The organism is Aquipuribacter hungaricus, assembly GCF_037860755.1.
Lineage (GTDB): Bacteria > Actinomycetota > Actinomycetes > Actinomycetales > JBBAYJ01 > Aquipuribacter > Aquipuribacter hungaricus.
The window spans coordinates 1-13,165 of sequence record NZ_JBBEOI010000006.1; the positions used below are offsets into that span (position 1 = coordinate 1).

The 13,165-nt window shown below is 72.3% G+C and carries 11 protein-coding genes; 2 read left to right on the forward strand and 9 right to left on the reverse strand.

Annotation, left to right across the window (positions count from 1 at the left end):
- Window positions 1-1,062 precede the first annotated feature (1,062 nt).
- The 9 genes from WCS02_RS02355 to WCS02_RS02395 all read right to left on the reverse strand — a co-directional run bounded on the left by WCS02_RS02355 (window position 1,063) and on the right by WCS02_RS02395 (window position 11,000).
- Window positions 1,063-2,376 carry a phophatidylserine decarboxylase associated domain-containing protein gene (locus WCS02_RS02355; protein ID WP_340289194.1) on the reverse strand — a complete coding sequence of 438 codons (1,314 nt, stop codon included), beginning with the start codon at window positions 2,374-2,376 and terminating at the stop codon, window positions 1,063-1,065.
- A 203-nt stretch (window positions 2,377-2,579) separates the two neighbouring features.
- On the reverse strand, window positions 2,580-4,055 hold the full coding sequence (locus WCS02_RS02360) for a phospholipase D-like domain-containing protein (RefSeq protein WP_340289197.1): 1,476 nt from the start codon (window positions 4,053-4,055) through the stop codon (window positions 2,580-2,582).
- Between the two features lie 219 nt (window positions 4,056-4,274).
- Window positions 4,275-5,753 carry a metallophosphoesterase family protein gene (locus WCS02_RS02365; RefSeq protein ID WP_340289200.1) on the reverse strand — a complete coding sequence of 493 codons (1,479 nt, stop codon included), beginning with the start codon at window positions 5,751-5,753 and terminating at the stop codon, window positions 4,275-4,277.
- A 17-nt stretch (window positions 5,754-5,770) separates the two neighbouring features.
- Entirely contained in the window at window positions 5,771-6,730 is a 960-nt protein-coding gene (locus tag WCS02_RS02370) for an urease accessory protein UreD (protein ID WP_340289203.1), read from the reverse strand.
- Window positions 6,727-7,362, reverse strand: coding sequence for an urease accessory protein UreG (gene ureG / locus WCS02_RS02375; protein ID WP_340289322.1), 636 nt, complete (start codon window positions 7,360-7,362; stop codon window positions 6,727-6,729). The genes WCS02_RS02370 and ureG overlap by 4 nt, the downstream gene beginning before the upstream one ends.
- Before the next feature lie 194 nt (window positions 7,363-7,556).
- On the reverse strand, window positions 7,557-8,375 hold the full coding sequence (locus tag WCS02_RS02380) for an urease accessory protein UreF (RefSeq protein WP_340289205.1): 819 nt from the start codon (window positions 8,373-8,375) through the stop codon (window positions 7,557-7,559).
- Window positions 8,376-8,400: 25 nt separating this feature from the next.
- Complete coding sequence (gene ureC / locus WCS02_RS02385) at window positions 8,401-10,128, reverse strand: urease subunit alpha (RefSeq protein WP_340289208.1); 1,728 nt, start codon at window positions 10,126-10,128, stop codon at window positions 8,401-8,403.
- A complete protein-coding gene (gene ureB / locus WCS02_RS21225) occupies window positions 10,125-10,556 on the reverse strand; it encodes an urease subunit beta (RefSeq protein WP_340289211.1) in 432 nt (143 codons plus the stop codon). Before ureB ends, ureC begins: the two co-directional genes overlap by 4 nt.
- Before the next feature lie 141 nt (window positions 10,557-10,697).
- Window positions 10,698-11,000, reverse strand: a complete 303-nt coding sequence (locus WCS02_RS02395) for an urease subunit gamma (protein WP_340289325.1) — start codon at window positions 10,998-11,000, stop codon at window positions 10,698-10,700.
- 475 nt (window positions 11,001-11,475) lie between these two features.
- Here WCS02_RS02395 and WCS02_RS02400 point away from each other — a divergent pair, with 475 nt between their 5' ends.
- The gene (locus tag WCS02_RS02400) at window positions 11,476-12,558 is read left to right on the forward strand and encodes an urea transporter (RefSeq protein ID WP_340289214.1); all 1,083 of its coding nucleotides are present in this window, start codon (window positions 11,476-11,478) and stop codon (window positions 12,556-12,558) included.
- Window positions 12,559-12,776: 218 nt separating this feature from the next.
- Window positions 12,777-13,109: a cupin domain-containing protein gene (locus WCS02_RS02405; protein ID WP_340289328.1), complete on the forward strand. Its 333-nt coding sequence runs from the start codon at window positions 12,777-12,779 to the stop codon at window positions 13,107-13,109.
- Window positions 13,110-13,165: the final 56 nt, after the last annotated feature.

A 13,165-nucleotide genomic window follows, 5' to 3' on the forward strand; every position in this document is an offset into this window, starting at 1 on the left:
GTCCATGCGACTCTCCGTACGGTCCGGGCCTGACGCACGAGCAGGCAGGCAGCAGGTCGAATGAGCCAGGTGAGCCACGACGGTCCCATGTCTCACGCACCGCGGCCCCGGCGTCCCGAAACGGGGGCCCCGTTCGCGCGGTCGTAGGTCGCACCGGCCGAGCAGGGCTCAGGCCCTCAGCGCTGTTACGTCGTCAAGCTCGACGTCGTGGGCCAGCCCGTCGGTCTTGGCTCGCGTCCCTGCCGCCGAGCGGTGCTCGTAGGGGCGCCCTAGCACGACCGCGACGTCGCTGATCGATCGACGCTGGCACCGCCACCAGTCGCTCTGCAGCTCACGGCGGTGCCCACCGCCCCGTAGCGGCCAGCAGGTCGGTGAGCGCAGTGCGGAACGCCCGTTCCCCGTGCGCGCCGCGTAGGCGCGGAAGGCGGACCTGCCAGCGCAAGCCCTCACTGCGGCTGAAGTCGGCCGTCTGCCTGACCCTGATATGTCGAGACTCCCGCTGGCCTCCATCCGCATGAGCGCGAGAAGCGGGGACGAACAGCTCGAGCAGCGGGACGCTGGGCGCGGGCGTCGATGGCCGAGTTTAACGCTCCTATCCACGCATCACACTGGGTGGCCGGCAACCCATAGTCGAGGCCGCACAGTCAACGACTGTGGTCGGCCGGGTCCGTCTCGTCGGCAGACAGCGCCTCGAGGCGCTGGAGGTCGAAGGGATGCAGTTCGGACTGCCCGCGCAGGGCGTCGAGCAGAAGTGAGTTCCGTAGAGTGGATATTACTTTCTGCCTCGTGAAAAACAAGAGAGCACTTCGGGTTCTCGTGTGACCCGTCTCACACGACGGGGCAACAGGTTGGTGTTCCGCGGTCAAGCAGCCGCGCTGCAGGTACCGATCCCGTACAGGGTGGTCGGGCGCGCCCGTCGCTGCTCACCACCGGCTGCGCGTCGTCCTGCGCGACCGGGGCCACCAGGCCGTCGGCGGCGTGCCCTCGAGTCAGGTCGAGGGGGGACCGTCCTCGACCGGTCCAGCGGGGCCGAAGACCCTGACCCGGGGTATCAGCTCCGCCTCAGGACGTCGCCGTGCTGATGCCGTCCGGGGTCCCTTGTGCTGAGCTCCTAGCGCGGGGGGCGCTGGCGGCGGTCGCGATGCGGGAGCAGACGCGCACCAGCGGGGTGCTGGCGGACTCGTCGCGGGGGATGGCCTGGTGGGCGATGTCGGCGATGGCGCCGGGACGGAAGACCAGGCACATGGTCGAGCCGCCAAACTGGAAGTAGCCGATCTCGTCGCCCTTGGTGACGTGGGCGCCGGGGGTGACGGCTTGGTCGATGACGCAGGAGGAGACGTCGGCCATCCCGACGAAGACGACGGCCAGGAGCCCAAGCGCCGGGTGGTCGGCGCGGATGAGGACGACGGCGCGGGCGGCGACGTGGGCCATGTAGCCCTGGCTGGCCTGGGGGACGGCGGCATCCGCTCCTTCGGTGTCGGCGTCGGAGTAGTAGGTCCCGCCGATCGTGTATGCCCGTTCGATGGTGCCGGAGACGGGGGCGTGCCAGCGGTGGTAGTCGGTGGCGCTGAGGTAGGCCTGGTAGACGGTGCCCCCGACGAGCTCGTCGACCGCGGGATCGCCGGCGAGCATGTCCTGCAGGGAGTACGGCTGGCTCTTGAGCCAGAACTGGTCCTGCCGCTGGACGTCGCGGGCGAGGGCGTAGGGCGTGGACTCGCAGGGGCTGACGACGACGCCGTCGTCCTCGGGCGCGGCGACGGGCCGCTGACCCTCGCGGAAGCGTCGGGTGAAGAAGTCGTTCCAGGACGTGAAGCCCCAGTGCTCGTCCTGGGGGTCGTGCTGGTACTGCTCGATGCCGATCGTGCTCGCCGCGGAGTCCGACATCCAGCCGGCGTCGGAGGTGTTGAGGACGGACAGGGAGGCGGGGCTGTCCAGGTGCTCGCACCAGGCGGTGAGGACCTTGGCGAGCATCGCGTTCACGGTCGGGTTGCGGTACGCCTGCAGCCCGGAGGGGGTGGCGGTGGTCTGGTCCAGCAGGGCCTGCACGGGCGTCATCACCATCGAGTCCCGGCTGTACTCCGGGGCCAAGGACAGGACGGCGTTGAGCAGCCGGAGCAGCTCGGGCAGGTCCCGCAGGTGCCGGGGGCGGTGCTGCTCGTCGTCGGGGACCTCGAGGATCATCCGCTCCAGCTGCATCCGCACCAGGGCGTCGTGGTCGAGCAGCTCCCGGAACTCGCCGATCACCGGGTGCCAAGGCACCTCCCCAGCCTCGGCGACCTCCCGGCGGAGGTCCTCGACCCACGCCTGCACGCTCTGGGCGTCGGGCAGCCAACCCCCGTGGCGCCGGGCGTCGGTGCCCGAACCCAGGTTCGTCATACCGACAACGTAGGAGCACGGTGGCCACGCCGCCCGACTGCGCCGCTAGGACCGGGATCCCCCCTGGCACCGGGACCAGACCCCGGCGTCTGGGCTCGACCTGCCCGGGGGCGCCTAGATGACCGGTCAACACGCCTTCCGTCCGGCCGGCGTAATGATTGGGTGCGACCGCGGGGGAGCGGCTGGGGGGCCGGCTGTCCGGGTCATTGCACCGCCGAGGTGAGCCGGGCCAGGCCGTCGACGACGCGGTGGCCAAAGCCGGTGCGCGACCACTCGGTGAGGGTCAGCTCCCGGCTGGCCGCCCGGTACTCGTCCTCCACCGCCCGCATCTGCTCGGTGAGGTCGCGCCCGCACGAGACCAGCGACAGCTCGAGGTCGAGTGCGAAGGAGCGGATGTCCATGTTGGAGGAGCCGACCACGGTGACCAGCTCGTCCACGCTCATGTGCTTGGCGTGCAGGATCGCCGGACCCGGGTACAGCCAGATGCGCACCCCGGCCTCCAGCAGGGCCCGGTAGTAGGAGTGCTGGGCGTGGAAGACGAAGAACTGGTCGCCGATCGCCCCGACGAACAGCTCCACGGCGACCCCGCGTCGGGCTGCGGTGGTGATCGCGACCAGCAGCGACTCGTCGGGCACGAAGTAGGGGCTGGTGATGCTGAGCCGGCGCTGGGCGTAGTAGATGAGGGTGTTGAACAGCACCAGGTTGTTCTCCACCTCGAAGCCCGGGCCGCTGGGCGCTACCTGGCACAACAGGTCCCCGGCGTCGCGGGCGGTGTCACGCTCCCGGGAGGTGCCCAGCAGCTCGTCGGTCTCGGAGTACCAGTCGGTGACGAACAGGGCGTCGACCTCGTGGACCACCGGGCCCTGCACGCGGGCGAGCAGGTCGCGCCACCGCAGCCCCCGACGGCGGTTGCCGCGCTTCTGGTAGCCGGGGTCGATGAGGTTGAGCGACCCCACCAGGGCGACCTCGCCGTCGGCGACGAGCAGCTTGCGGTGGTTGCGCAGGTCCGGGCGCTGGTAGCGGCCCCGCAGGGGCTGCACGGGCAGCATGAGGTGCCACTGCACCCCGATCCGGTCCAGCTCCTTCTTCGTGGCCCTGTACCCGGGGTAGCCGCGGCAGCCGAGGTGGTCCAGCAGCACCCGGACGGTCACCCCGCGGGCGACCGCGTCGGCTAAGGCGGCGAAGAACGGGGCGGTGGTCTCGTCCAGGGACAGGATGTAGAACTCCACGTGCACGTACCGGCGCGCCCCCTGCACGGCCTCGACCAGGGCGGTGAGCTGCTGCTCGAAGTGCGGCAGCAGGTGGGCGTCGTTGTCCTCCAGCAGGGGCATCGCGCCCACGGCCTGGTTCAGGCGCACCACCGAGGGCCACCACGGCGGGGCATGGTGGTCCTCGCTGAGCGGCCCGACGTCGCGGGTGGCCTCCACGATGCGCTGGTCGATGCTGGCCTGCTTCTCCCGGCGCGCCCGGGGCAGCTTGGGGCTGCCGATCACCGCGAAGAGCACCGCCCCTGCCACCGGCAGGACCACGATCAGCAGGATCCACGCCAGCGCCGAGGACGGACGCCGATCACGCGGCACCACCACCAGAGCCAGCAGGAACAGGGCGACCTCCAGGTACAGGAGGACCCCGGAGGCGGACAGCCCCAGCACCCCCAGGCGTGACCAGTCGACGCCCACGACCACCCCTCCCTCTCCGCCGCTCTCGCCCCGCGGCCCGTCCCGCTGTTCGTCCCGCCGCCCGGTCGCGGTGGGCCAGCCTCGGCGCCGTCGGTGGTGCGGGCACGACGCTATCGACATGACGCTGTGATTCCCTGACCCCGCCCGTGCCCGTGCCGGTGCCATCCCGTGGTCACTGTCGCCGGGGGATGGGCGGGTCAGTCCTGCGCCCGCTCCGGCTCAGTCCCCGGCCGCAGCAGCCTCGTCCTCGGCGTAGGAGGAGGCGTCGTGCCGCTCGAGGGTGACCGAGCGCTGGCCGGGGCCGCTGAGCGTGACGTCGTCGACGGCCAGCAGCTCGCCCTCGCCGGCGTCGAAGTGCAGCACCGACATGGTCAGCGGCAGTGCCTGCCCGGAGTCGAAGGCGCGCAGCCCCGCACCCCCGGACGAGCCTTGGGTCAGCTCCAGGGTCCCCTCGACCACCTGAGAGCGGCGCTGGTGCACGTGCCCGTCCAGGACCAGGGGCACCACCCCGTGCAGGGGCCCGGCCATCCTGGGCTCGTGCACCACCGCCAGGTGCACCGGGCGCCCGGCAGCGGCCGAGGCCTGCACCGCCTCGGCCAGTGCCGCTCCGGCACCGGCCAGCTCCTGCTCGGAGCCGGTGTCGACCTGCAGCTGCTTGACCGGGGTGAACTCGGGGTCACCGGTGCCGGCGATCCGCAGCCCCGCGACCTCGGTGATCGCACCGTCGTCCAGGACGGTCACCCCGGGCAGGGTGACCATGTACTCCTGGGTGCGGTTCGAGTCGTGGTTGCCGCGCACCCACACGTAGGGCACCCCGAAGCCGCTCTTCGCCGTGTGCAGGGGGTTCTCGGCCGGGGTGCCCAGGTCGGTGGAGTCCCCGCTGTCGATGATCGCAGCGACGTCGAAGCGCTCGACCAGGGTGCTCATCACCTCGTAGGCGGCGGGGTTGTTGTGGATGTCGGAGACGAACAGCACCCGCACCGCGTCGCTGGGCGGGTCATCCTCCGGCTCCGAGAGCACGGTGTACAGCTGGGCGATGTCCCCGGTCAGCTCGCCGAGCCGGCGCGCGTGGGCCTCGGCGGCGTCACCGGTGTCCGCGACAGCGCTGATGACCGCCGGGGCCCTGGTGAGCAGCCCGGTGAAGGTCGGCTCGGTGACGGCCCCGGTGCGGAACGTCGCGGTGGCCACGACGGCGCAGATCCCCAGCGCGACCGCCGCCGCGCCCGCTCCCACGGCCACGGGCCGCCACCGGCGGAAGACCAGCGCGCACGCCCCGACCGCTGCGAGGAGCCCGACCAGAGCGCACCGCACCGCCAGATCTTCTACCGCGGTGCGCAGGTCCGCGGTGACCTGTTCCCGCGCCTGCCCGCTGGTCAGCCCCTGCTCGACGAAAGCGCCCACCTCGCCGGCTCGGACGTCCTCCACCCGCGCCCGCAGCCCCAGCGGCCCCGCGTGGGTGGGCAGGTCGATCCGCCCCAGCGGGGCCAGGTCCACCTCGGTGCCGCCGCCGGGCGAGAGGACGACGTGCAGCTGCGCGGTCAGCGGCCCCACGTCGGCGTCGACGCCGCCGAACCCGACGACCGCGGTACCCGCAGCAGCGACCCCGAGCAGCGCGGCGCAGACGACCCGCCCGGCGCGGGTGGTCCATGGCCGCGTCCGGGTCCGGTCCGGGGTTCGGGTAGGTGCGGTGGGCGGCATGCTGTTCTCCTCCGGGTTCATCCCTTGCGCAGGTCCGGGGCCGGGACCCCGATCAGGCGGCGGCGGGCGGCGTCCCAGGTGGTGCGCACCGCGGCGGCCACGGCGGCCGAGGTCATGCCGAGGACGCGCACCGAGGCCCCGCAGCCAGCGGGCAGCTCGCTGGCGCCGGCGAGGACGTCGTGAGCGCCCGCCAGGGCGGCGGCGAGCAGGTTGCAGAGCTCGTCGGCGGGCGCCTGCTGGGTGATGACGTGGACGGTGGCGTGCACCTGGTAGGGGCCGAGGCGGGCGGGGGAGCCGGGGTGGGCGATCGGTGGGGTCAGGTGCAGGGTGTCGGCGAAGAGCAGCCGCCCGTCGGGGTCGCGGGCGTGGACCTCGCTCCAGTACAGGTCGTAGGCGTGGGCCTCCCCGGAGGCGACCCGCCCGGGCAGCAGGGTCTCGGCGAGGATGACGGTGGCCCCGGGGTCGACGGTGACGGTGGTGCGCCCGTAGAAGCGCGAGCCGGCAAAGGGGATGACCGGGTCGGGCAGGTACTCCAGCACCGCCCCGGGCCCGGCGTGCAGGTGCACCACCTGGGTGGCGATGTCCTGCGGCATCCGGAAGACCTTGGTGGCGGACTGGCTGGTGACGTGGACCGCCGCGCCGGGCGCGGCGCGCACGTCGATGCGGTACCGGTCGCCGTGGACCATGCCCTCCCCGGACTGCAGCAGGTACAAGAACGCCATGTCCGGGCGGGCGGGGTCGACGTGGATGGGACGGAACAAGAACAGCGGGGTGCGCTGGTAGTGGCGGACCGCCCGGGTCACCCCGCCCACCGGGGAGAGGTCGACCTCCAGCAGGCCGACCTTGCCCGCCCGCCTGCCCGCGCGCTCGGGCAGGGCCAGGGCGGCGACCTCGGCGGGCAGGTCGGGCGGGGTGTACCAGGTCACGTCGTCCCGGTGCCCGGTCCGGGGGCGCCACGCCGGTGCGGGCAGGCTCACCTCGCCCCGGTCGCGGCCGGCTGGGGCATCGCGGCGTAGATGTGGTCCAGGACCTCGCTTAGCCCGGTGCCGGAGAAGCAGTCGGTGAGCACGAAGGGGCGGCCCTCTCGTACCGCGGCCGCGTCGCGCTGCATGACGACGAGGTCGGCGTGCACGTACGGGGCGATGTCGATCTTGTTGATGACGAGCAGGTCGGAGGTGGTCACCCCGGGGCCCCGCTTGCGGGGGATCTTGTCGCCCTCGCCGACGTCGATGACGAAGATGAAGTAGTCGGCCAGGGCGGGGCTGTAGGTCAGGGTCAGGTTGTCCCCGCCGGACTCCAGCAGCACCAGGTCCGCGTCGGGGAAGCGGGTGGTCAGCTCCTCGACCGCGTCGAGGTTCATCGTGGGGTCGTCGCGCACCGCGCTGTGCGGGCAGGACCCGGTCTCGACCCCGACGACGCGCTCGGGGTCGAGCACCCCGGCCAGGGTGGCGCGCACGTGCTGGGCGTCCTCGGTCGTGAAGATGTCGTTGGTGACCACGACCGGGCGGTGCCCGTCGGCGACCAGCATCGGGACCAGGGCCTCGATCAGGGCGGTCTTGCCCGAGCCGACCGGGCCGCCCACCCCGATGCGGGGCACCGGTCCGCCCAGGCGGGCGAGCTCGGTGGCGGGGGCCCAGTCCACGGCCAGCTGCCCGTGAGAGTGCCCGTGAGAGTGCCCTTGGTCGTTTCCGTGGGTGTGGGCGGTCATCGTGGTGCCTCCGTCGGTTCGGGTGGGCGGGGTCGCTGAGTCGATGGGCGGGTTGGTGGGCGCGGTCAGGGTGGCGGGGTGCTCGGCCGTCGGGGTCAGCTGGAGAACAGGCGCAGCTCGGCGCGCTCGTGCCGCATCGCCATCACGTCGACCAGCGGGGTGCAGCTGCGGATGTCGTCGACGCTGGCGGTCGTGGCGGTGACGGTGGCGGACTCCAGCAGGGGTCCCAGCCGGTGCAGGACCAGCTGAGCGACGCGGTGGTCGGTGACCGACAGACGCACCGCGGCCGCCAGCCACCCGGACGCGAAGGTGTACAGCTCCCCGGCGACCGCGTGGGCCAGTGGGACGCCCAGGACGGCGCTGACCAGCCCGAGCGCGACCGCGGCGTTGCCCGGGTGGGTGCCCGCGCGCACCTCCGCGCAGTAGCCGGTCACCGCAGGGGAGTCGAACGCCGCCGCGGCGGTGGTCAGCAGCTGGCGCCCGGTGCGGGCCGAGGACTGCCGGGCTTCGCGGGCCAGCTTCACCGCGCTCAGGCGGGCATCCACGGCGCCCACCGCTGCCAGGCCCGCCGCCAGCTCGACCGGGACGGTACCGGTGACGGAGCCAGGAGAGGCGGTACCGGTGGTAACGGTGCCGGTGGGGGCGGCGCGGTGGGCGCAGGCCAGCGCCGCCGCGTCGGCCGGGGCGGTGCCGTGGCGGATCTGGTCGCCCAGCAGCGCCAGGAGCTCCTTAGGAGGGCTGGACCTGGTGATGATCCCGGCCTGGACGAAAGCCTCGAGCCCGTAGGAGAGGGTGTAGCGCCCGCTGGGGAACGCCGAGTCGTTGAGCTGCAGGCTCGCCAGGAACCCCACCAGGCCGTCCGCCCCACCCGGCGCGCACGGGGACCCGAACGCCCGGGCGTCGGTCGGCGTCACCAGGTCACCACGGTCGTCTCCGCGCTCAGACGATGTTGTACAGCTGCGACATCGGTACCGAGTCGGCCGGCTCGACGTCGACCAGCTCCCCGTCGACGTAGACCTGGTAGGTCTCGGGGTCCACGCGGATGTCGGGGGTGGCGTCGTTGCGGACCATCGCCGCCTTGCCCAGGGTGCGGCACCCGCGCACCGGCTCCACCCACCGCTCCAGGCCCAGGCGCTCCGGGACACCGGCGTCGATGGAGGCCTGGGACACGAACGTCATCGAGGTGCGCCCCACCGCCTTGCCGATGGTGCCGAAGCTGGGGCGCAGGAGCACCGGCTCGGGGGTGGGGATGGAGGCGTTGGGGTCGCCCATGACCGACCAGGCCACGAACCCGCCCTTGAGGACGTACTTGGGCTTGACCCCGAAGGTGTTCGTCGGCCACAGCACGATGTCGGCAACCTTGCCCGTCTCCAGGGACCCGACCAGGTGGGCGATGCCGTGGGTCAGCGCCGGGTTGATTGTGTACTTGGCCAGGTAGCGCAAGATCCGTTCGTTGTCGTGCTCGCCGGACCCGCCCGGGTCCCCGGGCAGCTTCCCGCGCTGGCGCTTCATCTTGTCCGCGGTGCGCCAGGTGGTGGTCACGGTGTCGCCGATGCGTCCCATCGCCTGGGAGTCCGAGGACATCATCGAGATCACCCCCATGTCCTGCAGCACGTCCTCGGCGGCCTCGGTCTCCCCGCGGATACGGGACTGGGCGAAGGCGACGTCCTCGGGGTTCTGCGGGTTCAGGTGGTGGGTGACCATGGTCATGTAGAAGAGGTTGTCGGTGGTGTCGGTGGTGTACGGCCGGGTCGGGTTCGTCGAGGACGGCAGCACGTTGGGCAGGGCGGCGATGGCCATCACGTCCGGGGCGTGCCCACCGCCGGCGCCCTCGGTGTGGTAGCTGTGGATCACCCGCCCGTCGATGGCGTCGACGGTGTCGGCCAGGTACCCGGACTCGTTAAGGGAGTCGGTGTGGATGGCGACCTGCACGTCGTGGGCGTCGGCCACCGACAGGGCGCAGTCGATGACCGCCGGGGTCGCCCCGTAGTCCTCGTGGACCTTCAACCCGCACGCACCGGCCGTGAGCTGCTCGACCAGGGTCGCCGGTGCTGAGGAGTTGCCCTTGGCGAGCAGGCCCACGTTGACCGGCAGCGTGGCGGTCGCCTCCAGCATCCGGGCGATGTTCCACGGGCCCGGGGTGGCGGTCACGCCCTTGGAGCCGTCCGCAGGGCCGGTGCCGCCGCCTATCAAGGTGGTCACACCGGCGGAGAGGGCGTGAGGGACCTGCGCGGGGGTCACGAAGTGCACGTGGGGGTCGATGGCGCCGGCGGTGGCGACCAGGCCCTCACCGCTGATCGCCTCGGTGCCGGCACCGACGACCAGGTTCGGGTGGACCCCGTCCTGGACGTAGGGGTTACCGGCCTTACCGATACCGGCGATCCGTCCGTCCTTGATGCCGATGTCGGCCTTGACGATCCCCAGCACCGGGTCCATCACCACCACCGCGGTGATCACCGTGTCCAGCACACCGTCGGCGTTGCGCAGCCCCGGCACCTGGCCCATCCCGTCGCGCAGGGTCTTCCCCCCGCCGTAGATGGTCTCCTCCCCGGGCACCAGCAGGCTGGCCTGCACCTGGGCGATCAGGTTGGTGTCGGCCAGCCGGAAACGGTCCCCGGTGGTCGGCCCGTACAGCGCGGCGTAGGTGCGCCGCGGGATCGAGGTCACCGCTCGCCCCCGGGCACCCGGCGGGCCACGACGTCGGCGCGTTCCTCGCGCCAGGACTCCATCCCGGCGAACCCGTGGTGGGCGGCCCGCTCCAGGGCCAGCTCGATGGTCCACCGGGCGGTAACCGCCCCGTCGACCAGGCCCGCGAAGCCGAGAACCCGGCGCATCCCGGCGAACTCCACCAGCTCCACGTCCTTCTCGTCACCAGGTTCGAAGCGGATCGCCTGACCGGCCGGGACGTTCAGCCGCATCCCGAGCGAGGCGGGCCGGTCGAAGTCCAGGACCCGGTTGACCTCGAAGAAGTGGTAGTGCGAGCCCACCTGCACCGGTCGGTCACCGGTGTTGCGCACCCGCATCGGCGCGGTGCGCCGCCCGACGTTGATCTCCACGTCTTCCTGCGACAACAGCCACTCACCAGGAACGGGCACGAGAACCTCCACACCAGGACCCCGCAGGGGCACCTGACAACGACGACGGACAGGACCGAGCAGGAACGGGCAGCGCCACCACCGGCCGCGCGGACGCGCGAAGAGACGCCCGCCCTGCCGCGGGCCGGAGCGGGGGAACGGTCACGAGATCGGGTCCGGCACCGAGACCAGCTGGGTGCCGGTAGCGAAGGTGGCCTCGACCTGGACCAGGGTGACCATGTCGGGCACCTCGGGCATCACCTGCTCGCGGGACAGCACCTGCTTGCCGATCTCGATGGTGTCGGCCACCGAGTGCCCGTCACGGGCCGACTCCAGCAGTGCCTCGCAGATCAGCGCGATAGCCTCAGGGAAGTTGAGCTTCACCCCCCGGTCGAGACGCCGGCGCGCCAGGTCCGCGACCTGGTAGATCACCAGCTTCTCGGTCTCCCGCGGCGTCAGCATCATCGAGGAGATCCACGTCTCCGTGCCCGGCGCCGACGCCGAGTGCATCGCGCCACCGGAGCCCGGGCGTACCGGCGCGGCTGCACCGTCACCGTGGTCGCTGCCCTGGTCCTCTCGGCGCGGCTCGTCGCCTGCTGGGTCGCTGTCCTCCGGCTCGGGCATCCCCGCCTCCTCCTACCATCTGCTCACGACGGGGACGATCGTCAGCTGCGCAGCTGGCGGGGTCACCGGCACCCGATATGTCTCGGTACGTCAGCAACTACCCCACCAAGGCGGGTCAAACCTCGTCGGGCGGGTATTTCCGCCAGGGCGCCCGGCTCAGCCGGGACCGCCAGGGCGGGCTCAAGGACCCCCGAGCCCGTCTGGGCGGGGATGGCGCGGACCATGGCGGTGACACCCCACCAGCCGGGTCCGCGAAGACCGGCGCGGCGACCACCATCACGGTGCGTTCTTCCGTCGTGAGCGGAAGGCTCTGGTGATGAGCCAGGCCACGATCCTCGGACGCGCGGCGCGCGGTTGGACGCGGGCGGCCTCGGCCACCCCGATGGTCGGCGTGGTGGACGTCCTGCTGCGAGGCCTCGGACAGGTCATGCTGCAGAACAACCCCGCCACCGGGCTGGTCCTCGCCGCCGGGGTCCTCGTCGGTGACCCGCTCCTGGCGGTTGCCGGCCTGGTAGGGCTGGGCAGCAGCACCTTGGCCGCCCACCTGCTCGGCGCCGAGCACGGCCTGATCCGGGACGGCCAGTTCGGGTTCAACGGTGTCCTCGTGGGGATCGCCCTGGCGGCGAACCTGCGCCCTGACAGCTTGCTGGTCCTCTACGTCATCGCTGCGGGTGCCTCGTCCACGCTCGTGCTGCTGGCTCTGGGCCACCTCCTCGGCCGGTACCAGGTGCCGGTGCTGACCGCCCCCTTCGTGCTCGTCACCTGGGCCGGCCTGCTCGCCGCCGACCGGCTCGACCACCTGGACCCCGACGGTCCCGGCGTGCCGGCCCCCTCGCGGGCGGGCACCTTCGAGGGCTCGTTCGCGGGCTCGTTCGAGGCGTTGCTGCGGGGCATCAGCCAGGTGGTGCTGCAGGACAGCTGGGCGACGGGGCTGCTTCTCCTCTTCGGGGTCCTCCTCAGCTCCCGCATCTCGGCGCTGTTCGCTGTCGTGGGCTCCACGGTCGGCGCGGCTACCGCGCTGGCCCTGGGCGGTCAGGACCCCTCGGTCGTCCACGGGGTGTTCGGCTTCAACGCCGTGCTGAGCGCCATCGCCGTGGGCGGGCTGTTCTTCGTGCTCACCTGGTGCTCGGCGCTCCTCGCCGTGCTGGCGGCCGCAGGGGCAGCGGCGCTGACGGCGGGGATGGCGGCGGTGCTGGCCCCGTCCGGGGAACCGGCGCTGACAGCGCCCTTCGTCCTGGTGACCTGGCTGTGCGTGCTGGCCGGACGCGCCGTCCCCGCGCTGCGCCCGGTCGCGCTGGCGGACGTCATTACCGCGGAGCAGGTCCGCCGCGACCACCGGACCGGCGGCGGCACCCCGCCGACGCCACCCGGGTCCGACCCTCCGCCTGTGACCCGGTGACCTGCCCCGGGGCCACCCGGGTCCGCTGCCTGCAGCGCCCCACTGCGGCTAGTCCAGCGAGGCCGTCAGCAGCAGGTGCTGCCAACCATCCGGCGCCCTCTGACCACCTCCGCGCGACGTGCGAGACGTCACGTATCAGGCGACGCCGGGGACCGCCAGATCGATGGACGCGGTCAAAAGCCACCAGGGACGGTGGAAATCCCGGTGGGAGGGTTCGAATAAACAAGTCGTCTCTCACCGCCTTGGCCCGCCAGCAGCTCGACATCGCGCGGAGGGCTTCCAGCGGGCGCAGCGCAGACACCGTCTACGGCGGCCACGAGCACGTCCTGCGCCAGACCCTGATCGCCCTCGCCGCCGGCCGCAGCCTCGACGAGCACGAGAACCCCGGCGAGGCGACCGTCCACATCCTGCACGGACGCGTCCGCCTCAATGCCGGGGAGCACTTCTGGGAAGGCTCCCCAGGAGACCTCCTCATCGTGCCCGCTGCACGCCACAGCCTCGAGGCACTCGAAGACTCCGCTGTCCTGCTCACCGTCGCCAAGACAGCCTGACCCGGGCCAGCGCCAGCTCTGCCCCGGCCGCCCCGCAGTCCGAGAGCGACCCTCCT

Bases quoted from the DNA above. Each gene is read 5' to 3' on its own strand.
- WCS02_RS02355 (WP_340289194.1), bottom strand. From the start codon at position 2,376: ATGACGAACCTGGGTTCGGGCACCGACGCCCGGCGCCACGGGGGTTGG.
- WCS02_RS02365 (WP_340289200.1), bottom strand. From the start codon at position 5,753: ATGCCGCCCACCGCACCTACCCGAACCCCGGACCGGACCCGGACGCGG.
- WCS02_RS02395 (WP_340289325.1), bottom strand. From the start codon at position 11,000: ATGATGCTGACGCCGCGGGAGACCGAGAAGCTGGTGATCTACCAGGTC.
- WCS02_RS02400 (WP_340289214.1), top strand. From the start codon at position 11,476: ATGAGCCAGGCCACGATCCTCGGACGCGCGGCGCGCGGTTGGACGCGG.